Below are 19,835 nucleotides of genomic sequence, written 5' to 3'. Positions count from 1 at the left end.
CCCTTTATAAACCCCACCGTTTGGGGGGGCGGCTTCTTTTTTTTAAAACACACGGCCGCGCCCCGGGGGGGGGGCCCCCGGGGGGGGGGGGGGGGGGGGGGGGGGGGGCCCCCCCCCCCCCCACCGCCCCGGCGCGATCTTTCGGCAGCCCTTTCGGCGTGGAACCCGGAGGCGACCTTGCCGGCAACCGGCGGCGGGGCGCTCCGGTGTAGTGTTCGGCTACGCGAGAAGCTAGGACGAGGGCCGGCACGAGCCGTGGGTAACCGCATCGAAACGCCCTCGAAAAGGTTTACCGGTCTACTTTCCGTGAGGGAGTGCGCGGTGCCCCGGAGGCGGTCGGGTCGCGGGCGCCCCGCGCGCTCGCGGGGAGGGAGCAGCACATGACCACCGAGCCGGAGGTCCCCGCCAACCGCACGCCCACGCTCACCGACGTCGCCAGACTGGCCGGGGTGTCGGTCGCGACCGCGTCCAAGGCGATCAACGGGCGCGGCGAGGTGCGGGCGACCACGAGAGTCCGGGTGCTGGAGGCCGCGGAGTTGCTGTCCTTCGCGCCGAACGCCCTGGCCCGTGGGCTGCTCAGCGGCCGGACCGGCACCGTCGGCCTGCTGACCAGCGACCTGGAGGGGCGCTTCTCGATCCCCATCCTGATGGGCGTGGAGGACGCCTTCGGGGCGGGGCAGGTCTCGGTCTTCCTCTGCGACGCGCGCGGCGACGCGATCCGGGAGAAGCACCACGTGCAGGCGCTGCTGTCCCGGCGCGTGGACGGCCTGATCGTGGTGGGCTCCCGCACCGATCCGCGCCCGCCGCTCGCCGGGAACATCCCGGTGCCGGTCGTGTACGTCTACGACCCCTCCGCCGATCCGGCCGACATCTCGCTCACCGTCGACAACGTGGGCGGTGGCCGGCTGGCCGTCGAGCACCTGATGGCGTGCGGCCGGCGCGACATCGCCCACATCACCGGCGAGGCGGTCTACCGGGCTGCCCGGGACCGCGCCGAGGGGGCGGCGGCCACGCTCGCCGCCGCCGGCCTGACCATGGTGGGCGACGGGCCGTACTTCGGGTCGTGGGACGAGGCCTGGGGGCGCGCCGCGGCCCGGATGGTCGTCGAGCGGCATCCCGAGGTCGACGGGATCTTCTGCGGCAGCGACCAGATCGCCCGGGGGGTGCTGGAGTCGCTGCGCGACCTCGGGCGCGATGTGCCGGGCACGACCTCGGTGATCGGCTTCGACAACTGGGAGGCCATCGCCGCGCACTCCCGTCCGCGCCTGACCAGCATCGACATGAATCTCAAACACCTCGGCGCGGTGGCCGGTCAGCGGCTCTTCGCCGCCATCGGCGGTGCGGTGCCCACCTCGGAGGAGTTCCCCGGCCGCCTGGTGATGCGGGAGTCGTCCCTGCCGCTGGGCTGACCGCCGGCAGCGCAGTCCGGCCCGACCTCCAGCGCCCGCCGCAGCCGGTCGACCTCCTCGGCACGCCACCAGGCGCGCACCGGGCCGAGCAGGTCGAACGTGAGCCGACTCGCTCCACCGCCCTCCGTCCGTCGCGGACGGCCGAGCCCTGCGCCGCAGCCGCTGATCGTGTCGTGTCGTGTCGTGTCGTGTCGTGTCGCATCGTTCGTTCCTCACCGTAGAACCTGCAACCGTCAGGACCGGGCGTGCCCGAATAGGGCCAGGAGGCCGGGCGTGGCGAGGTGCGGAAGTCGGAGGGTCTGCCCGACGCGATCCGGCAGGACTTGACGAATAGTCTTGTTATCGTTCACAGTCGATGTCGAGGATGACGGCGTCCATGGGCCCACCGGGCGGGCTCTGCCGGTCGAACCTCGGGATCACGACTCCCCACCGGGCATGCGGGACGTCGTGTCGGGACTCCCACCAGCAGCTGCCGGCGACGGCGCGACGGGCTTCGTGTGGCCTCGTGTGCGGTGAATGCGGCCGTTTCAGGATGGTCCGCCCGTGCAGCGGTCCGCGCCGCCCGTCCCTGGGAGCGAGTCAGGGCACCCCACCACACCGCGGCAAACCACACCGAGAAGGAATCGACATGAGACGCAAGAGAGCCCTGCTGACGACGGCGACCCTCGCGGTCACCGGCGTACTCACCGCCGGCGTGATGGTGGCGATGGCCCCTGCCGCCAGCGCCGGGACGACCCTGGGCGCGGCGGCGGCAGAGAAGGGCCGCTACTTCGGTGCTGCGGTCGCGACGGGCAAGCTTTCCAACAGCACGTACACGACGGTTCTCAACCGCGAGTTCAACAGCGTCGTGGCCGAGAACGAGATGAAGTGGGACGCCACCGAGCCGCAACAGGGCCAGTTCAACTACACCGGTGGTGACCGCCTCGTCAGCCATGCCCGGGCCAACGGGATGAGCGTGCGGGGTCACGCCCTGCTCTGGCACCAGCAGCAGCCGGGCTGGGCGCAGAACATGTCCGGCAGCGCCCTGCGCAGCGCGATGATCAACCACGTGACCCAGGTCGCCAGCCACTTCAAGGGGCAGATCCACTCCTGGGACGTGGTGAACGAGGCGTTCGCCGACGGCGGCAGCGGCGGGCGTCGTGACTCCAACCTCCAGCGCACCGGCAACGACTGGATCGAGGCGGCGTTCCGCGCCGCGCGGGCCGCCGACCCGGGCGCGAAGCTCTGCTACAACGACTACAACACCGACGGGGTCAACGCGAAGTCGACCGGCATCTACAACATGGTGCGCGACTTCAAGTCCCGGGGCGTGCCGATCGACTGCGTCGGCTTCCAGTCCCACCTGGGCACCACCCTGGCCAGCGACTACCAGGCCAACCTCCAGCGGTTCGCGGACCTCGGCGTCGACGTGCAGATCACCGAGCTGGACGTCATGACCGGCGGCAACCAGGCCAACATCTTCGGCGCGGTCACCCGGGCCTGCATGAACGTGTCGCGCTGCACCGGCATCACGGTGTGGGGCGTGCGGGACTGCGACTCGTGGCGAGGGTCCGACAACGCCCTGCTGTTCGACTGCAACGGCAACAAGAAGCCGGCGTACGACGCCGTCCTCAACGCCCTCAACGCCGGCCCGGGCATCCCGAACCCGACGACCACTCCGCCGAACCCGACCACCACTCCGCCGAACCCGACGACTCCGCCGCCGGGTGGGGTGGGGTGTTCGGCGACGGTGTCGGTGAATTCGTGGACGGGTGGTTTCGTGGCGACGGTGAAGGTGACGGCGGGTTCTGGTGGTACCCGGGGTTGGAACGTCGGTGTGACGTTGCCGGGTGGTTCGAGTGTGACGAACACGTGGTCGGCGACGGCTGCTGGTAGCAGCGGGACGGTGCGGTTCGCCAATGTCGACTACAACGGTCAGCTTGCCGCCGGTCAGGTGACCGAGTTCGGGTTCCAGGGCACCGGTACCGCGCCCACCCAGACTCCCACCTGCACCGCCAGCTGACGCACCGCCGGCCCGACCCGGGGTGCTCCGGGTCGGGCCGGGGGTCTCCTGTTGTTGGGTCGGCCCGGCGACCGAGGACCGGGCCGGCCGGGTCGCCCAGACCGGGGCACGCCCTGCCGCCGCATCCACCCACGACGAAGGATCCACCGATGAAACGAAGGATCGCTCTGCTGGCGGCCGCGCTGGCGACGGCCCTGGCGACGACGACGGCCGTGATCACGGCCGCCACCCCGGCGTCGGCCGCGACGCTCACCCAGGTGACCAACTTCGGCACCAACCCGACAAACCTCCAGATGCACCTGTACGTGCCGGACCGGGTGGCGGCTCGACCCGCGCTGCTCCTGGCCCTGCACTACTGCACCGGCAGCGGTCCGGCGATACACACCGGCTTCCAGCTCAGCTCCCTTGCCGACCGCTACGGCTACATCGTGGTCTACCCGTCGGTGACCCGGAGCAGCAAATGCTGGGACGTCTCCTCCCCGCAGGCCCTCCGGCGCGACGGTGGTAGCGATCCGGTCGGCCTCAAGTCCATGATCGACTACGTCCGCAACCGCTACCCGGTCGACCCGAGCCGCATCGGCGTCGCGGGGTTCTCGTCCGGCGCGATGATGACCAACGTGATGGCCGGCCTCTACCCGGACGTGTTCAACGCCGGGGTCAGTTCCTCCGGCGTCCCGTTCGGCTGTTTCGCCACCACCAACGGTTCGGAGTGGAACAGCGAGTGCTCCGGCGGACGGATCGTCAAGACCCCCCAGCAGTGGGGCGACCTGGTCCGCAACGCCTACCCCGGCTACACCGGCAAGCGTCCCCGTATGCAGATCTGGCACGGCACCACGGACACCACGCTGAGCTACGTCAACTTCGGCGAGCAGGTCAAGCAGTGGACCAACGTGCTGGGCGTGTCCCAGACCCCCAGCTACACCGACTACCCGCAGACCAGCGCCACCCGCACCCGCTACGGCGGCACCGGCGGCACCGCGCCGGTCGAGGCGATCAGCTTCCAGGGGTACGGCCACTCCATCCCGTTCGACGCTGCGCAGGCCATCCGCTTCCTCGGCTTCGACGCCGCCAGCCCCACCACGCCTCCGCCGAGCCCGACGACTCCGCCGCCGAGCCCGACCACGAGCCCGACGACTCCGCCGCCGGGTGGGGTGGGGTGTTCGGCGACGGTGTCGGTGAATTCGTGGACGGGTGGTTTCGTGGCGACGGTGAAGGTGACGGCGGGTTCTGGTGGTACCCGGGGTTGGAACGTCGGTGTGACGTTGCCGGGTGGTTCGAGTGTGACGAACACGTGGTCGGCGACGGCTGCTGGTAGCAGCGGGACGGTGCGGTTCGCCAATGTCGACTACAACGGTCAGCTTGCCGCCGGTCAGGTGACCGAGTTCGGGTTCCAGGGCACCGGTACCGCGCCCACCCAGACTCCCACCTGCACCGCCAGCTGACCGTCTGACGGGCAGCAGCACCTCGGCTCCGGGGCGGTGGACCGTTCGTGGTCCGCCACCCCGGAGCATCGCCGTGCTCCGGACGACCTCTTCGCCTGCTCAGGCAGCGTCGTCGGGCAGGTGCCAGACCTCCTGCATCGGTGCCCACCAGTGCCCCGAGCCCGGCTCGGCGAGCGACTCCTGGCACGGGTCGGTCAGCTTCCACCATGCCTGGGTCTGCGGGTCGGCGGCGATGAGGCGCAGGTCGGCGTCGTGGTCGTCACCGACGTACTCGTAATAGCCGAACAGCAGGTCGGCGTGGAGGAAGATGGTGTAGTAGCGGAAGTTGGCGGCACGCAGGGTCTGCTCGACGCTCGGCCAGACGGCGGCGTGCAACCGCAGGTAGGTTTCCCGGTGTTCGGGCCGGAGCCGGATGAGGCAGCCGTAACGTTGCACGTCAGGTCCTTCCTTGGGCGGGGACGGGGCGCCGGTGGCGGCCCGCGTAGGTCGCCGCCGCGCTTGCGACGGTGGCAGACATCTGATGTCTCTATAGTGGTGTCTGCTGGCGGCGGGTGCGAAGGGGACCGGGATGGCACTGACCGACGACGCGATCGCGAGGATCCGGAGCATGATCCAGAGCGGCGAACTGCCGCCGGGCGCGCGACTGCCGCCGGAGCCGCAACTGGCCGCGCAGATGGGGCTGTCGCGCAGCGGGGTGCGGGAGGCGGTGAAGGTGCTCGAATCGGCCAGGGTGCTCGACGTGCGGCGGGGCGACGGGACGTACGTCACCAGCCTCGCCCCCCGGCTGCTGCTGGAAGGGCTGGGCGTGGCGGTGGAGCTGCTGCGCGACGACACGCTGCTGGAGGTCGTGGAGGTGCGCCGGATGCTGGAGCCGGTGGCCACCGGCCTGGCGGCGCTGCGGATGACCGACGCCCACCTCGCCGAGCTCAGCCGGATCCTGGAGGAGATGCGGGCGGCGGCCGACGACGCCGAGAAGCTGATCCGGTTCGACATCGCCTTCCACCAGACCGTCATCGCCGCCACCGGCAACGAGACCCTCGCCTCGCTGCTGGCCGGGCTGTCCAGCCGTACGGTGCGGGCCCGGGTGTGGCGCGGGTTGATCGAGGGCAACGCGGCACACCAGACGATCGACGAGCACCACGCGATCTACCTCGCGCTGCGCTCCCGTGACCAGCTGCTCGCCCAGGCCAGCGCACTGGTGCACGTCAACACCTCCGAGGCGTGGCTGCGTCGGGTGCTCGCCGCCCAGGCGACGGATGCCTAGCCGTGCCCCCGGGCGCGGCCGGGCCGGCGGGCCCGCTCACCCCGTCGCCGCCGCACCGACCCGGGTGGTCGTCCACTGGGGGCCGTCCGGGTACCGGTAGTCGCTCACGGAGGCGGTGACGATCTCCGCGCTCATTCCCGGCGCGGTGGGCGCCAGGTACCGCCCGGCGGTGACGCGTACCGGATCCACGAAGTGTTCGTGCAGGTGGTCGACGTACTCGATGGACCGGTCCTCGGTGCTGCCGCTGAGCGCGACGAAGTCGAACATGGCCAGGTGCTGCACCAGCTCGCAGAGCCCCACCCCGCCGGCGTGCGGGCAGACCGGTACGCCGAACTTCGCGGCGAGCAGCAGGATCGCCAGGTTCTCGTTGACGCCGGCGACCCGGCAGGCGTCGATCTGCACCACGTCGACGGCGTCGGCCTGGAGGAGCTGCTTGAACATCACCGCGTTGTGCACGTGCTCGCCGGTGGCCACCTTGACCGGGGCGAGCGCCTTGCGCACGGCGGCGTGCCCGAGCACGTCGTCCGGCGAGGTCGGCTCCTCGATCCAGTACGGGTCGAACGCGGCGAGCTCGCGCATCCACCGGATCGCCTCCGGCACGCCCCAGATCTGGTTGGCGTCGACGGCGATGCGGACGTCCGGCCCGACGGCCTGCCGGGCGATGCCCATCCGGCGGACGTCGTCGGCCAGGTTCCCGCCGACCTTGAGCTTGATCAACTCGTACCCCTCGCGCACCGCCTCGGCGCAGAGCCGGGCCAGCTTCTCGTCGTCGTAGCCCAGCCACCCCGGGGTCGTGGTGTACGCCGGATAGCCCTCGGCCCGCAGCCGGCGCTCGCGCTCGGCCCGGCCGGCGACGGCCCCCCGCAGCAGCGCGAGCGCCTCGTCCTCGGTGAGGGCGTCGCGCAGGTAGCGGAAGTCGACCTGCGCGACGAGTTGCTCCGGGGTGAGGTCGGCGAGCAGCTTCCACAGCGGCTGGCCCGCCCGCCGGGCGGCGAGGTCCCACACCGCGTTGACCAGGCCCCCGGCGGCCATGTGCACGACGCCCTTCGCCGGGCCCAGCCAGCGGATCTGGCTGTCGCCGACGAGCCGGCGGGCCAGCGCGCCCGGGTCGGCGGTCAGCTCGTCGACCGGCTGGCCGACCACCATCGGGGCGAGCGACTGCACGGCCGCGACCTGGATCTCGGTGCCGCGGCCCACGGTGAAGACGAGACCGTACCCCGCGGCGCCCGCCGACGTGCGCAGGATGACGTAAGCGGCGGAGTAGTCCGGGAAGGGGTTCATCGCGTCCGACCCGTCGCGGTGCCGGGAGGTGGGAAAGCGTACGTCGATGGTTGCCACGGACGTGATGCGTTCGGTCACCGTAACTCCTGGGGATGGGGAACGTCGGCCGGCTTGTGCCCGGCTCGTGGGACTGCCTGGCGCGGGCCCGTGCGGCGGGCCGGGTCGTCTCACGTCTGTGCCTTGCCCCCGGTGATGCGGGAGACCACCAGGGCCACCAGGATGACGGCGCCGTTGAGGAAGTTCGTCCACTGCGCGGGCACCCCGGCCAGGGTCAACACATTAATGATCATGAACAGCAGCAGTACGCCGGTGAAGGCACCGAACACGCTGCCCTTTCCGCCGTTGAGGCTGACGCCGCCGATCACCGCCGCCGCGAAGACCTGGAAGATGGCGCCGCTGCCCTGGGCCGCCGGCACCGCCGCGAGCCGGCCGCTGATCAGCAGGCCGGCGAGCGCCGCGAGCACACTGGCCACGACGAGCGCGATCCACAGCACCCGGTCGGTGCGGATGCCCGCCGCGCGGGCCGCGTCGGCGTTGCCGCCGATCGCGTACAGGGCCCGGCCGGCGCGGGTGTGGCCGAGGGCCACGATCCCGGCGGCGAACAGCAGCAGCGACACCCAGATCGAGGCCGGCGCCCCGAACCAGCTCGCGGAGCCGAGATACGTCATCGACCCGGGCAGCGCGAAGAAGGTCTGCCCGCCGGAGATGCCGGTGAGCAGCCCACGCAGGATGATGAGCATGCCCAGCGTCACGATGAAGCCGTTGAGGCCGAACCGGACGATGAGCAGCCCGTTGAAGGCACCCACGAGCGCGCCGACGAGCAGGACCACCGGCACCGCCCAGGCATCCGGCAGCGCGTCGAGCCCGAGGCCCCGGGTGAGCGCGGGGTCGACGACCAGCCAGGCGGCGATGCCGGGAGCCAGGCCGAAGGTGGACTCCAGCGACAGGTCCATCTTGCCGGTGATCAGCACGATGGTCTGGGCGAGGACCAGGATGGCGATCTCCGACATGCTCTGCAGCACGTTGATGATGTTGTCGGAGCTGAGGAAGACCGGGTTGACGATCGACCCGACGACGGCGACCGCGATGATCGCCGGCACCAGCGCCAGGTCACGCAGCCGGGCGATGGCCACGCTCCGCGACGGCGACGCCGGGGGAGCCGGTGGTGGCGGGGACGGCGCCTTGGCGGTGGACAGCGTCTCAGACATGGTGGAGGTCCACCCCTTCCATGGCGGCTACCAGATCGTTGTCGCTCCAGCCGTGGGTCAGCTCGCCGACGACCCGGCCCTGGAACATCACCAGCACGCGGTCGCAGATCCGCAGGTCGTCGAGCTCGTCGGAGACCACCAGCACGGTGGTGCCCCGGCGGCGCACCTCCTCGACGACGCCGAGGAGGGTCTGCTTCGACCGCACGTCGACCCCGGCGGTCGGGGTGATGAGGACCAGCGCCTGCGGGTCGCTGGCCAGCGCCCGGCCCATGACGACCTTCTGCTGGTTGCCGCCCGACAGGTCGGAGACCGGCACGTGCGGGCCGGAGGCCTTGATCGCCAGGTCGGCGATCGTGTCCCGGGCCAGGGCGTCGCGCCGGGCCGGCGAGATGAGGCCGTAGCGCCCGACGCGCTCCGGCACGGTCATCGTGACGTTCTCCGCGATGGACAGCGACGGCACCAGGCCCTCCCGGTGCCGGTCCTGCGGCACCAGCCCGACGCCGGCGGCGAGGGCGTCGGGCACACTGCCCGGACGCAGCACCCGGCCGCCGAGGGCGACCGTCCCGCCCGTCGGGCGGGCGAGACCGACGATCGCCTCGGCGACCTCGACCTTGCCGCTGCCGCCGCCACCGGCGATGCCGACGACCTCGCCCGCCCTGGCCTCCAGCGACAGCTCGGCGCCGGACGAGGTGACCAGGTCACGCACCGACAGCAGCACCGGCGCGTCGGACGCCGGGGGCCGATGGTCGGCCTCCGGCATCGTCACGTCCTCGCCGGTCATCGCGGCGACCAACGCCTGCCGGCTCAGCCCGGCCACGTCGGCGGTGACGATGTGCCGGGCGTCGCGGAAGACCGTCACCCGGTCGCAGAGCTCGTAGATCTCCTGGAGGTGGTGACTGATGAACAGGAACGTCACCCCGTGCGCCCGCAGGTCGCGGACCCGGGCGAACAGGCGGTTGATGCCCGCCGCGTCGAGCTGGGCGGTCGGCTCGTCGAGGATGATGAACCGGGCCCCGAAGGACAGCGCGCGGGCGATCTCCACGAACTGCCGTTGCTCGACGGAGAGGGTCGAGGCCGGCTGCCGCACGTCGACGTCGACCGACCACGCCGCCAGCAGTCGCTCCGCCTCCCGCCGCAGGCCCGACCAGCGGATCAACCCGCTGCGCCCCCGCGCGTGCCGGTTGAGGAACAGGTTCTCGGCCACGGTGAGCGTGGGGATGATCGTCGACTTCTGGTAGACGCACGCCACCCGCTGCCGCCAGGCGTCGCGGTCACCCAGCGGCGGGGCCGGGCGTCCGGCGAAGGCCACCGCGCCGGCGTCGGCGGCCTGCAGCCCGGTGAGGATGCCCACCAACGTCGACTTGCCGGCGCCGTTGCGTCCCACCAGGGCGTGCGTCTCGCCGCGGCGGACCAGGATGCCCGCCTCGGACAGGGCGAGCGTGGACCCGAAGCGCTTGGTGACGTTCACCGCCTCGACGACGGGCCGGTCGTCGCCGGCCGGCCCGTCGCCCGGGCGGTGCAGGGCGGCACTCATGCGTTACGGCCCCACAGCGACGCGTCGTCGAACTTCACGGTGGGCTGACTCGCGATCGGCGCGCCGTCCAGCGTCACCAGCGGGGCGGGCAGCTGGTCCTCCAGCAGGCCCTCGCGCACCTGGATGATGGTGCTGCCGTGCTCGGTGGGGCCGGGCTGGAACGTCCTGCCCTCGATCGCCGCCTTGACGTACTCCAGCCCGTAGCGGGCGTACAGGTCGGCGGGCTGGCTGACGGTGGCGTCGATCAGGCCGTCGCCGATGCTCTTCAGCTCCTCCGGGATGCCGTCGTTGGAGACGACGAAGACGTGCTTGGGGTCGGTCGGCGGCACCCGCAGACCCCGTTGCTTGAGGATCTGCAGGGTGCCCGACAGCGCGAACGAGGACTGCATGTAGATGCCCTTGATGTCCGGGTCCGACGCGAAGCGGGTCTGTAGCTTCGACGCCGCCACGTCGGCCTTCCAGTCGGTGGCCTCACCGAACACGGTGATGCCGGGGAAGTCCCTGCGCATGCACTCGTTGAACGCCTCGGTGCGGTCCCGGCCGTTGATCGAGTCCAGGCCGCCCTGGAGCATGACGACCTTGCCCCGGCCGCCCAGCTTGGTGCCCAGGAACTGGCACGCCTTGATGCCGTAGGCGCGGTTGTCGGCGCGCACCACCATGAACACCTTGCCGGTGTCCGGCCGGGTGTCGATGGTGACCACCGGGATCTTGCGGCTGTCGAGCTGCGCCAGGGTCGGCGCGATGGCGGCGGTGTCCTGCGGGGCCATCACCACCCCCTTGACGCCCTGGCTGATGAAGGTCTGGGCGTTCGAGATGAGGTTCGCGATGTCGTTCTGCGAGTTGGTGGTCTTGACCTCGACCCCCAGTTCGTCGGCGGACTGCGGCACGTACTTGATGTACGAGTTCCAGAAGTCGGTGTCCGAGCGCGGGTAGTCGACCCCGACGAGCGGTTTGCCGCTGCCCGAGCCGGTCCCGCCGCCCGACCGGTCACCACAGCCGGCGGTGAGGGCGGCCGTCACGCCGAGCAGCAGCGTCAGCCCCGCGCTCGCCAGGATTCTCCGGTTCAACGTGTCTTCTCCATCTCTGCGTCGGCGGGCACTGCGGGGATCAGACGGCGGCGATGGTCCAGAGCAGGTTGGTGCTGCCGTCCCAGCTCCACTGCTTGACGGTCGAGCCGGAGGCGACCTGGCCGCCGCCGTCGAGCACCAGCCCGGTCACCCGGTTGGCGATCCGGTACCGCCGGTTGCCCTGGTCGGTGATCTGCCACTGCTGGGAGTTGCCGCCGTTCCACGGCGCCTGCTGGGCCGCAGCCCCGTTGCCGGTGAGGCCGAAGCCGTCGACCACCATGCCGTTGGTGCGGTTGACGATGCGGTGGTAGCCGGTGCCCAGGTCGACGAGCTGCCACTGCAGGTTGGTGCTGCCGTCCCAGCTCCACTGCTTCAGTGGTGCTCCGGAGGCGACGTTGCCGCCGCTGTCGAGCGCCAGGCCGTTGGTCACGTTGGTGATCCGCTGGTACGTGGCCGGGTTGAAGGTCACCCGCAGGGAGGCGATCGCGTCGTTGTTGCCGGTGTTGCGCAGGTCGGCGTTGTCGGCGGTGAAGGTCCAGCTGGTGCCGGAGAAGTTGTCGTTCGCGTACCCGACGAGCTGGTGGCCGGCGGCGACCCGCACCGACGAGATGGTCCGCAGCCCGATGCCGGCGGACTGCAACTGCGCCGCGGTGTAGCTGCCGACCGACAGGTTGAGGCCGCTGTCGTAGCCGATGTTGGCGTAGACGCTGACCGGCGAGGCGACGGCGGGCCCGCCGCCGAGGGTCGGGATCGCCCCGTTGAAGGTCAGCTTCACCACGTACGCCGGCGCGCTGAACGGGGCGCTCGCCGACGGCAGGGTGATCCGCAGCCCGGTGGTGTCCTGGGTGCGGGTCGGCAGGTTGACGTAGCTGCCGGCGGTGGTGTCGAGCAGTTGCACGCCGGCCAGGGAGGCGAGGTCGATCCGGCCGGACGCGAGCGTGGCGATGGTGACCGAGCTGCCCGGCCAGCCGAGGATCGTCGCGTACAGCACGCGGTTGTCCTTGCTGCGGGTGAAGCGGACGTCCTGGGGGGTGCCCGCCCGCGGCTGGGTGAAGGAACCGCCGCCCATCTGGGTCGGGCCTTCGCCGTGCGTCGTCCAGGCTCGGGTGGAGTAGACGGACTCGCCGAAGCGCCGCAGGTAGTCGCCGATGCCGCGCAGGATCGTCTGCTGCCCCGACGGGATCGTGCCGTCGGCCATCGGCGCGATGTTGAGCACCATGTTGCCGTTCTTGCTGACCCGGTCGATCAGGGAGTGCAGCATCTGGTTGAGCGTGTAGTAGCCGATCCCCGTGGTGTAGCACCAGCTCGAGCTGCTGATGCTGTCGTCGGTCAGCCAGTAGGGGGTGCGCAGCTCGGCGGGCCCGCCGCGCTCGTAGTCGTAGACCGCGCCGCCGAGTTCCAGGCCGTCCTTGTAGGTGGCGACGACCTCCTTGTCCCACGCGACGGCCCGGTTGTAGTAGTAGGCCAGGAACTTCAGCCGCTGCGCGTCGCTGATGCGGCGCAGGTCGAAGTCCTGCCAGATGATGTCCGGCTGGGCCTGGTCGACGACCTCGCGGAGCTTGTCGTACCAGAGCTGTTCCTCGGCGGCGGTGCCCAACTGCCCGTAGAGCTTGCGCAGGCTCGGGTCGGACTGCTGCGGCGCCCACTGGTAGAAGCCGGTGAAGTTGAACGCGTGGTGCATGGCGACCAGGACCTTGAGGCCACGGGCCCGGATCGCGTCGGTGTGCAGCCTCAGCAGGTCGAGGCGGGGTCCCTTGGCGACGGAGTTCCACTCGTTGACCTGGCTGTTCCACATGGAGAAGCCGTCGTGGTGCTCGGCCACCGGCCCGGCGAACTTCGCGCCGGCGTCGACGAACAGCTGCGCCCACTCGTTCGGGTCGAAGTTACCGCCAGCGGACCTGAGCTTGGGGGCGAACTGGACGAAGCGGCCGGACCTGTCGTTGGCCCCGTTGATGAAGTTGTGGTACGGCCACACCGACGGGTCACCGTAGACGCTCTTGTGGTGGTTGTTCTCGTTCGAGCCGTTGTTGTACATGTTGCGCGGGTACCACTCGTTGGCGAACGCGGGCACGCTGAAGGCGCCCCAGTGGTAGTAGATGCCGAACTTGGCGTCCTGGAACCACTCGGCAGCCGCCGGGTGCTGGCCGACCGAGTCCCAGGTCTGGGAGTAGTTGGTCGGGCCGGGGATAGCGGCATGGGCGGGGACCGCGCGGATGAGGCCGCCGGTGGCGGCGGCGATGCCGCCCACGCCGATGCCGGCCAGCAGCGAGCGGCGGGTGAATGGGGGACGGGACATGGGGATCCCTCCAGACAAGGGGTGGCTTGGTGGCGGCCACGCGTCTCAGACATCAGACGTTAGGTGGTCCCATTGGGAAACGTCAACGCCGTCGCGAGCGTGAATTCCCTTGCTGGTGCCGGCACCTGGCTCCTCGATCGCTCCGCCTGCATCCGCTGACATCAGATGTATGCCAGCTGGCGGGCTGGCGGGCTGGCGGGCTGTCGGCACGTCGGCGGCACGTTGCGCGTTCCGAACCGCGCCACGCCGGAGTGGTCGGCGAGTCGGAGATGTGTCGGCGACGTTGTGGGAACGTTAACATCGATATGTGTGATGATGCCAGGGTCGGCGCGCGGCCCGTGGGTTGACCCGCCCGGAGGGCGGGGTATAGCGTACGACGTCCATCTGATTGACGATTATCGATTTAGCTTCCCGGGAGGGCCACGTGCGGTCCGGCCTGCGCCTGTCACCGAACGGTGCCGGAACCGCCAACGGCACGCAGGTGATCCGCTCGCCCTGCAACAACAGCAACAGCCAGAAGTGGACGCGAAGCTGACCGCTGCCTGCGCCTGCACGGCAGGGACTGTCCCGGGCCGGCCCCTCCGCGAAGCGGTGCGCCCCTCAGCGCACCAGCCGCGCGGTGCCCGGCCCGCTGCGGCGGACGAGCCACGCCTCGGTGATGTGGGTGATCATGGCCTCGGCCGCGCCGTCGGGATCGTGGGCCGCGATGCGTTCGTAGATGCGCCGGTGCCCCTGGTTGGACGCCACGCAGAGCGCGCGCTCGGTGCGGCCCATGTACCGGGCGGTGTTCACGACCTGGCTCTCCAGGGCCCGCACCACGCCACGGGCGATGCGGTTGCCCGACGCCTGCATGATCACGTCGTGGAACGCGCGGTCGTGCTCGTGGTACGTGACATGGTCGTCGACCAGCTCGTCCATCCGGTCGACCAGGGCGCGCAGCCGGTCGACGGTCTCCTGGTCGGCCACGCGGGCGGCGACGTTGGCCATGTCGGACTCCAGCACCCGGCGGGTGACGACCAGGTCGTCGAGGATCGCCAGGCTGTCGTCCTCGGCGATGGTCGCCGCGAGGACGAGTTCGTCGAGCATGTCCCACGTCGACGGTGGGGTGACGATGGTGCCGCTGCCCTGGCGGATCTGCACCAGCCCCTTCTCCTGGAGGATCTTCACCGCCTCCCGTACGACCGTCCGGCTCACGGAGAACGCCTCGCAGAGCGCCGGCTCGGGAGGCAGCGGCGTCCCCGGGGGGTGCACCCCGCGCACGATGCGTTCCACCAGTTCCGCGGTGACCGCGGTGGCGAGGTTGGCGGGTCGCCGTGCCCACGCCGGGGGGCCCGAGGTGCTCGGGGTGGTCTCCTGTGCTGCCGTCATGTCCCCTCCAGTGCCCCCGCGGGCGGCGGTCGTGGCGCCGTCGGGAAATTCTACGCCCCAGTGTTGACGTCATACGTCATACGAGTTACCTTCTCGTCAATTCTTGCATCGACGTCCGGTTCGCCGGCACTCGCATAGTCGAAGGTGAGCAGCGATGAAGCAGCGAACAGTGTGGCCAGGGGTCCTCGTCGCGGCGCTGGTGCTGGCTGGCTGCGGGAGCGCCTCGGGGCCGCGTTCCTCGCCCGACGGCTCCGACAGCAAGCTGGTGGTATGGGACTGGAAGTCCGGTGAGGCCACCGCCGCCTCGTACATCGAGAAGGCGAAGGCGGACTTCGCCAGGAAACACCCCGGCGTGACCGTCGAGTTCGTCGCCCAGCCCCACGACCAGTACTACACCCTGCTCGGCACGGCGATCCAGTCAGGCAAGGGGCCCGACGTGATCCTGTTCAACGGCGGCGGGCAGATCCGGGACCGGGTCGACGCGCTCCTGCCGTTGGACGAGTACGTGGCCGAGGACCGGCAGCGGCTGGCCGGTTGGGACGCGTTCACCAAGGACGGCAAGACCTACGCCGGCCCGGTGACCCTCCAGGGCCACCCGATCTACTACAACCGGGCGCTCTACGAGAAGGCCGGCCTCGACCCGGCGAAGCCGGCCACCACGTGGCCCGAGTTCGTCGCCAACTGCACCACCATCACGAAGCAGACCGGCACGAAGTGCTTCGCCCTCGGCAACAAGGAGGGTATCGGAATCCAGTTCTTCCTCTCGGCCCTCGGATCGGGGGTCCTCACCCCGCAGGAGTACGACGACTGGATCGCCGGCAAGCGGGACTGGACCTCGCCCCACGTCAAGCGGATCTTCGCGCTCTGGAAGGAGACCCAGGACGCGAAGCTCAACAGCGACGGGCCGAACTCGACGGCGATGTTCAACGACGCCTTCGCGATCTTCCAGTCCGCCAAGGCCTCCCACGTCATCGGGCTGATGTCGGACATCGGGCACTGGAAGGACTTCGGCGAGTTCCTCCCGGCCGACAAGGTCGGCGTGATGCGCGCACCGGTGGTCGTCCCCGGGGCCACCCCGAGCCTGCCGTTCGACGGCGGCATCGGATACGGGGTCGCCAAGTGGACCAGGGACCCGAAGGTGGCCGCCGACCTGGTGCGGTCGTTGACCTCGACCGACGCCCTGACGGCCTTCCACGCGCAGGCCGGCGCGATCGCCGCCGACACGACGATCGACGTGTCGCAGGGCGGCCCGGCCGTGACCACGATCGTCGCCGACCTCAAGGGCGGCAAGCCCGCCCTGCACGTGGCCCTCTCCTCGCGCACCCTGGACCTGATGGGCCGGGTCTCCCAGCAACTGCTGAGCGGCTCGATCACCGTCGACGAGGCCGTGAAGCAGCTGGCGGCCTCGGACCAGGCCGGTTGACCCGTGCCGAGTGGAAAACCGCTGACGTCGGTCCGTCCGGTGGTGGCCGGGCGGACCGACCGGGCGCGACACCAGCGCCCGGCGGAGCGAACGCCTCGCCCCCTACGTCCTGCTGGCCCCGGCCGTGCTGATCCTCGTGCTGCTGCGGCTGTGGCCGCTGCTGCTCGGGGTCAACTTCTCCTTCACCGGGGACGGCGACCGCGACGGGCTGATGGTCGGTCTCGACAACTACCGGGAGCTGTTGGCCGACCCGCTGTTCCGGGGCGCGCTGCGCAACGTCGGGCTGCTCGTGCTGCTGCTGCCGGTGGCGGTGGCGATTCCCGGCCTGCTCGCGACCTTCATCTACCTGCGCGTGCCGGGGCACCGGTTGTACCGCAGCGTCTACTTCTTCCCGGCGGTGCTCTCCCCGGTCATCGTCGGTGCCATCTTCAACCTCCTGCTCGCCTTCGACGGCCCGCTCAACGCCGTGCTCGGCGGCCTCGGTATCGGGCCGACGGACTGGCTCGGCGACCCCGACGTGGCGATGTTCGTGGTGGTCGGGGTGCACGTCTGGGCGACCTTCGGCATGGCGCTGGTGGTGTTCCTCGCCGGGTTCGCCACCCTGGACGCCTCGCTGCTGGACGCTGCCCGGGTGGACGGCGCGTCGCTGCCGCAGACCATCCGGCACGTGATCGTCCCCAGCCTCTCCCGCACCATCCAGTTCGTCTTCGTGACCACGATGATCGGGATGCTGACCTCCATGTTCGGCCTGCTCTACGTGATGACCAGCGGCGGTCCGGAGGGTTCGACCTACCTGCCGGAGTACTACATCTGGATCCAGCAGGGACAGATGAACCGCCCGGCGCTCGCGTCGGCCGCCTCGACGGTGCTCTTCCTCATCATGCTCGTGGTGGGGCTGCTGCAGATCAGCCTGCTCCGGCGGACGGTGAGGGAGGCTTGATGTCCCGCGTCCGGCCGAGCAGGTGGCTGCTCGCCGTCCCGATGGCCCTCCTGGCGCTGGCGACGATCTATCCGCTGGTCTTCACCGCGAACGTGGCCATGAAGACCCGCCGGGAGTACATCCTCGACCGCTTCTCGCTGGCCGACGCCCTGCGCTGGGAGAACATCGCCACGGCGTGGAACAGCGTCGGCATGGCCCGGTACCTCGCCAACTCGGTCGTCTCGGTGACGTCCTCGGTGGTCCTGCTGCTGCTGTTCGGTTCCATGGCCGGCTTCGCGCTGAGTCAACTGCGCTTCCGGGGCTCGTCGGTGCTGTTCCTGGGCTGCCTCGCGGCGCTCTTCGTCCCGTTCCAGGTGATCATGGTGCCGCTGAACCGGATCATGGCCGACGCGGGGCTCGTCGACACCTACCCGGGCCTCGTCCTCGCCTACGTCGCGCAGTTCCTCCCCTTCACGATCTTCCTGATGACCAGCTACTACCGGACCATCCCGACGGAGATCATCGACGCGGCCCGCATCGACGGCAACAGCGTGTACGGCGTCTACCGGCGGATCATGCTGCCCCTGGGCACCCCGGCGTTGCTGTCGGTCGGCATCCTCAACACCCTCTTCTGCTGGAACGACGTGCTGATCGCGCTGCTGCTGATGCCCTCGGCCGAGCACCGCACCCTCATGGTCGGGGTGACCTCACTGCGCGGGCAGTACTCCGCCGACATCCCCACCTTCGCCTCCGGGGTGCTGATCGCCGCGATCCCCGTCCTGGTGATCTACCTCTTCCTCCAGCGCCAGATCGCCGACGGCGTCGCCGCCGGCTCCACGAAGGGCTGACATGCGGATAACCGGGTACCGGACCCTCACGACCAGCCAGGAATGGGGGCGCCCCGTCGGGGACGCCAACGGCGTCTTCGCCGACGGCGTGACCGCCGTGCCCATCGTCGTGGTCGAGACCGACGAGGGCATCAGCGGCGTCGGCCTCGGGCCGCACGGGGACATCGAGAACATCTTCGCGGCGATCCACGGCGAGGACCCCCGCGCCGTGACCAGCCTGTACGACCGGATGCTGCGGCAGACGTTCAAGGCGGGCCACGCGGGCTCGGTGTTCGGGACCATCGGCGCGCTCGACACCGCCCTGTGGGACATCAAGGCACAGGCGGCCGGGCAACCGCTCTGGCGGCTGCTGGGCGGACGCGACCGGCGGGTGCCCGCCTACGCGTCCGGCCTGGACATCGGGCTGAGCGACGACGAACTGGTCGCGGCCTACGAGGGCTACGCCCGGCGCGGCCTGCGGGCCGCCAAGCTCAAGGGCGGCCTCGACATCGAGCGCGACCGCGACCGCCTGCACCTGGTACGGGACGTGCTGACCGACGCCGCGCACGGGCAGCGGCCCGGCCTGATGCTCGACGTGAACGAGGCGTGGACCCGCAAGCAGGCCGTCCGGCACGTCTGCGAACTCGAACGCACCCTGGACCTGGTCTGGATCGAGGAGCCCGTGCGGCGGTGGGACGCCGAGGGCCTCGCCGCCGTCGGGCAGGGCATCCGCGCGTCGGTCGCGACCGGCGAGAACCTCACCGGCCTCGAACAGTACCGTCCGCTGCTCGCCGCGGCGGCGGTCGACGTCGTCCAGGCGGCCGCGGTGTGGGGCGTCACCCACTTCCTGCGGGTGTCCGCCCTGGCGCACGCCTACGACCTGCCGGTCAGCCCGATCGGCAACAGCCCCATCGGGCTGCTGCACGCCGCCACCTCGGTGCCGAACCACCTGGTCAGCGAGTTGCAGGACCTGCACGCCCCGGTCGGGATCAGCCTCGACCTGCACGTCGAGGACGGCGCGTTCGTCCTCGGCGACTCGCCGGGCCTGGGCGTCACGGTCACCGAGGCGGAGATCCGGCCACCCCACCGCCGCCCCCAGGCACCGGCTGCCGACGGCCCCAACGTGCGGCCGGAACGGGCCGGCCGACGGCTGCTGGCGGTGGCCGACCGCGCCCACGCCACGGCGCGACCGCACGCCACCGTCCTGCCCGGCGCGCCCGCCCACACCCACGGCGGCGTCTCGCCCGCCGTCCGGCCCTGACCCCAACCGTCGAGACGGAGGACGCATGAAGGCAGTCGTCTACCACGGCGCGCGGCACCTGGCGGTCGAGCGCCGCGCCCCCGAGCCGCCAGGGCCCGGCCAGGTGCGCATCGCGGTGGCCTACACCGGGATCTGCGGCACCGACCTGCACGTCTACCACGGCGACATGGACGCCCGCGTCGGCGCCTCGGCGGTGATCGGGCACGAGATGTCCGGGCGGGTCGCCGAGGTCGGCGAGGGGGTCACCGACTACGCCGTCGGCCAGGCCGTCACCGTCATGCCGACCCGCTTCTGTGGCCGCTGCGTCGCCTGCCGGCGCGGCAACTCGCACATCTGCCACGCCATGGACTTCCTCGGCGTCGACTCGCCCGGTGCCATGCAGTCGTCCTGGACGGTCCCGGCGGAACTGGTCGTGCCGCTCCCCGACGAGCTGCCCCTCGACCGGGCCGCCCTCGTCGAACCCGCCGCGGTCGCCGTGCACGACGTCCGGCGGGGGAGGGTGACCGCCGCCGACCACGTCGTCGTGGTCGGCGG

The 19,835-nt window shown here is 70.9% G+C and carries 16 protein-coding genes; 9 read left to right on the top strand and 7 right to left on the bottom strand.

Annotation, left to right across the window (positions count from 1 at the left end; all coding sequences use genetic code 11):
• The first annotated feature begins 380 nt into the window (after positions 1–380).
• The 3 genes from ACFT41_RS14225 (at position 381) to ACFT41_RS14215 (ending at position 4,853) form a co-directional block, all read left to right on the top strand.
• Positions 381–1,409 carry a LacI family DNA-binding transcriptional regulator gene (locus ACFT41_RS14225; protein ID WP_377589477.1) on the top strand — a complete coding sequence of 343 codons (1,029 nt, stop codon included), beginning with the start codon at positions 381–383 and terminating at the stop codon, positions 1,407–1,409.
• A gap of 628 nt (positions 1,410–2,037) precedes the next feature.
• Positions 2,038–3,411, top strand: coding sequence for an endo-1,4-beta-xylanase (locus ACFT41_RS14220; RefSeq protein ID WP_377589476.1), 1,374 nt, complete (start codon positions 2,038–2,040; stop codon positions 3,409–3,411).
• A gap of 149 nt (positions 3,412–3,560) precedes the next feature.
• A complete protein-coding gene (locus ACFT41_RS14215) occupies positions 3,561–4,853 on the top strand; it encodes a PHB depolymerase family esterase (protein WP_377613824.1) in 1,293 nt (430 codons plus the stop codon).
• Between the two features lie 99 nt (positions 4,854–4,952).
• Here ACFT41_RS14215 and ACFT41_RS14210 read toward each other — a convergent pair whose 3' ends face one another.
• Positions 4,953–5,288 carry an L-rhamnose mutarotase gene (locus tag ACFT41_RS14210; protein ID WP_377589475.1) on the bottom strand — a complete coding sequence of 112 codons (336 nt, stop codon included), beginning with the start codon at positions 5,286–5,288 and terminating at the stop codon, positions 4,953–4,955.
• 133 nt (positions 5,289–5,421) lie between these two features.
• Here ACFT41_RS14210 and ACFT41_RS14205 point away from each other — a divergent pair, with 133 nt between their 5' ends.
• Positions 5,422–6,117 (top strand): FadR/GntR family transcriptional regulator, encoded by a 696-nt coding sequence (locus ACFT41_RS14205; protein ID WP_377589474.1) that lies wholly within the window; start codon positions 5,422–5,424, stop codon positions 6,115–6,117.
• A gap of 36 nt (positions 6,118–6,153) precedes the next feature.
• Here ACFT41_RS14205 and ACFT41_RS14200 read toward each other — a convergent pair whose 3' ends face one another.
• The 6 genes from ACFT41_RS14200 to ACFT41_RS14175 form a co-directional block, all read right to left on the bottom strand.
• Complete coding sequence (locus tag ACFT41_RS14200) at positions 6,154–7,476, bottom strand: enolase C-terminal domain-like protein (protein ID WP_377589473.1); 1,323 nt, start codon at positions 7,474–7,476, stop codon at positions 6,154–6,156.
• An 89-nt stretch (positions 7,477–7,565) separates the two neighbouring features.
• Entirely contained in the window at positions 7,566–8,606 is a 1,041-nt protein-coding gene (locus ACFT41_RS14195) for an ABC transporter permease (RefSeq protein WP_377589472.1), read from the bottom strand.
• On the bottom strand, positions 8,599–10,140 hold the full coding sequence (locus tag ACFT41_RS14190; RefSeq protein WP_377613823.1) for a sugar ABC transporter ATP-binding protein: 1,542 nt from the start codon (positions 10,138–10,140) through the stop codon (positions 8,599–8,601). Before ACFT41_RS14190 ends, ACFT41_RS14195 begins: the two co-directional genes overlap by 8 nt.
• On the bottom strand, positions 10,137–11,207 hold the full coding sequence (locus tag ACFT41_RS14185; RefSeq protein ID WP_377589470.1) for a sugar ABC transporter substrate-binding protein: 1,071 nt from the start codon (positions 11,205–11,207) through the stop codon (positions 10,137–10,139). Before ACFT41_RS14185 ends, ACFT41_RS14190 begins: the two co-directional genes overlap by 4 nt.
• A gap of 40 nt (positions 11,208–11,247) precedes the next feature.
• The gene (locus ACFT41_RS14180) at positions 11,248–13,503 is read right to left on the bottom strand and encodes an alpha-L-fucosidase (protein ID WP_377589469.1); all 2,256 of its coding nucleotides are present in this window, start codon (positions 13,501–13,503) and stop codon (positions 11,248–11,250) included.
• Positions 13,504–14,103: 600 nt separating this feature from the next.
• Positions 14,104–14,871 carry a FadR/GntR family transcriptional regulator gene (locus ACFT41_RS14175; RefSeq protein ID WP_377589468.1) on the bottom strand — a complete coding sequence of 256 codons (768 nt, stop codon included), beginning with the start codon at positions 14,869–14,871 and terminating at the stop codon, positions 14,104–14,106.
• 154 nt (positions 14,872–15,025) lie between these two features.
• Between ACFT41_RS14175 and ACFT41_RS14170 the strand changes: the two genes are divergently transcribed.
• From ACFT41_RS14170 to ACFT41_RS14150, 5 genes are all read left to right on the top strand, one after another.
• Complete coding sequence (locus ACFT41_RS14170; protein ID WP_377589467.1) at positions 15,026–16,294, top strand: ABC transporter substrate-binding protein; 1,269 nt, start codon at positions 15,026–15,028, stop codon at positions 16,292–16,294.
• 124 nt (positions 16,295–16,418) lie between these two features.
• Complete coding sequence (locus ACFT41_RS14165) at positions 16,419–17,234, top strand: carbohydrate ABC transporter permease (RefSeq protein WP_377590413.1); 816 nt, start codon at positions 16,419–16,421, stop codon at positions 17,232–17,234.
• Positions 17,234–18,061: a carbohydrate ABC transporter permease gene (locus tag ACFT41_RS14160; RefSeq protein ID WP_377590412.1), complete on the top strand. Its 828-nt coding sequence runs from the start codon at positions 17,234–17,236 to the stop codon at positions 18,059–18,061. Before ACFT41_RS14165 ends, ACFT41_RS14160 begins: the two co-directional genes overlap by 1 nt.
• A gap of 1 nt (position 18,062) precedes the next feature.
• Positions 18,063–19,301 carry a mandelate racemase/muconate lactonizing enzyme family protein gene (locus tag ACFT41_RS14155; RefSeq protein ID WP_377590410.1) on the top strand — a complete coding sequence of 413 codons (1,239 nt, stop codon included), beginning with the start codon at positions 18,063–18,065 and terminating at the stop codon, positions 19,299–19,301.
• A gap of 25 nt (positions 19,302–19,326) precedes the next feature.
• Positions 19,327–19,835, top strand: a 509-nt coding sequence (locus ACFT41_RS14150; RefSeq protein ID WP_377613822.1) for a zinc-binding dehydrogenase, incomplete at its 3' end; no start/stop codon positions are given.

This window comes from Micromonospora sp. NPDC057141 (assembly GCF_042670805.1).
Taxonomy (GTDB): domain Bacteria; phylum Actinomycetota; class Actinomycetes; order Mycobacteriales; family Micromonosporaceae; genus Micromonospora.
The sequence above is the reverse complement of the archived record's forward strand: the minus strand, read 5'-3'. Positions and strand labels throughout refer to the sequence as shown.

Bases quoted from the DNA above. Each gene is read 5' to 3' on its own strand.
- ACFT41_RS14160 (WP_377590412.1), top strand. From the start codon at position 17,234: ATGTCCCGCGTCCGGCCGAGCAGGTGGCTGCTCGCCGTCCCGATGGCC.
- ACFT41_RS14155 (WP_377590410.1), top strand. From the start codon at position 18,063: ATGCGGATAACCGGGTACCGGACCCTCACGACCAGCCAGGAATGGGGG.
- ACFT41_RS14170 (WP_377589467.1), top strand. From the start codon at position 15,026: ATGAAGCAGCGAACAGTGTGGCCAGGGGTCCTCGTCGCGGCGCTGGTG.
- ACFT41_RS14205 (WP_377589474.1), top strand. From the start codon at position 5,422: ATGGCACTGACCGACGACGCGATCGCGAGGATCCGGAGCATGATCCAG.
- ACFT41_RS14190 (WP_377613823.1), bottom strand. From the start codon at position 10,140: ATGAGTGCCGCCCTGCACCGCCCGGGCGACGGGCCGGCCGGCGACGAC.
- ACFT41_RS14225 (WP_377589477.1), top strand. From the start codon at position 381: ATGACCACCGAGCCGGAGGTCCCCGCCAACCGCACGCCCACGCTCACC.
- ACFT41_RS14195 (WP_377589472.1), bottom strand. From the start codon at position 8,606: ATGTCTGAGACGCTGTCCACCGCCAAGGCGCCGTCCCCGCCACCACCG.
- ACFT41_RS14215 (WP_377613824.1), top strand. From the start codon at position 3,561: ATGAAACGAAGGATCGCTCTGCTGGCGGCCGCGCTGGCGACGGCCCTG.
- ACFT41_RS14175 (WP_377589468.1), bottom strand. From the start codon at position 14,871: ATGACGGCAGCACAGGAGACCACCCCGAGCACCTCGGGCCCCCCGGCG.
- ACFT41_RS14180 (WP_377589469.1), bottom strand. From the start codon at position 13,503: ATGTCCCGTCCCCCATTCACCCGCCGCTCGCTGCTGGCCGGCATCGGC.
- ACFT41_RS14220 (WP_377589476.1), top strand. From the start codon at position 2,038: ATGAGACGCAAGAGAGCCCTGCTGACGACGGCGACCCTCGCGGTCACC.